Annotated in this window: 1 pseudogene; it reads left to right on the forward strand. The window is 68.9% G+C overall.

Features of this window, described 5'->3' with window-relative positions:
* Positions 1-591: pseudogene (locus A9D60_RS26535) on the forward strand (glycosyltransferase); the annotation flags it as partial.

Raw genomic sequence — 591 nt, forward strand, 5'->3', positions numbered from 1 at the left:
GCCTTCCACGCCCGGCCCCGGCCGCTGGACACCGCGCTGGCGGCGGCGGTCTATTTCCCGGACGGCCGGATCTGCGAGATGAACCGGCCCTCGGTGAACCCGTTCTGGAACCCGGGCGTGTTCCTGCGCACCCTGCTGAAGGCGCGCGACGGCTATCACATCCCCTACAGCGACTATGAGGCGGCGGCGCCGCGGCCGATCGACCTTACCTCCTTTGTCGGGCTGTTTCTGCCGCGCCGGATGGTGGCGGCGGCGGGCTATCCGGACCCGGGCCTGTTCCTCTATGGCGATGACGTGATCTACACGCTGGGGCTCAGGCGGCGCGGCGAGAAGATCCTGTTCGATCCCGGCCTGCCGTTCGAGCATGACTGCTCCACTTTCCACAACGACCGCCAGCGGGTGTTTTCGCCGCTGTGGAAGGTCTACTACGCCTACCGCAACGGGCTGATGATGTACCGGGCGGCGGCAGGGGGCATTCTGTTCTGGCCGCTGTTCCTGCTGGTGGCGGTGAAATGGCGGCTGACAGCCGGGCGCTACGGGGCGGCGGACAGGGCGGCCTACCTGCGGCTCTGGCGCCATGCGGCGCACCCC

Source organism: Leisingera sp. JC1, assembly GCF_001679925.1.
In the GTDB taxonomy this organism is placed as follows: Bacteria; Pseudomonadota; Alphaproteobacteria; order Rhodobacterales; family Rhodobacteraceae; genus Leisingera.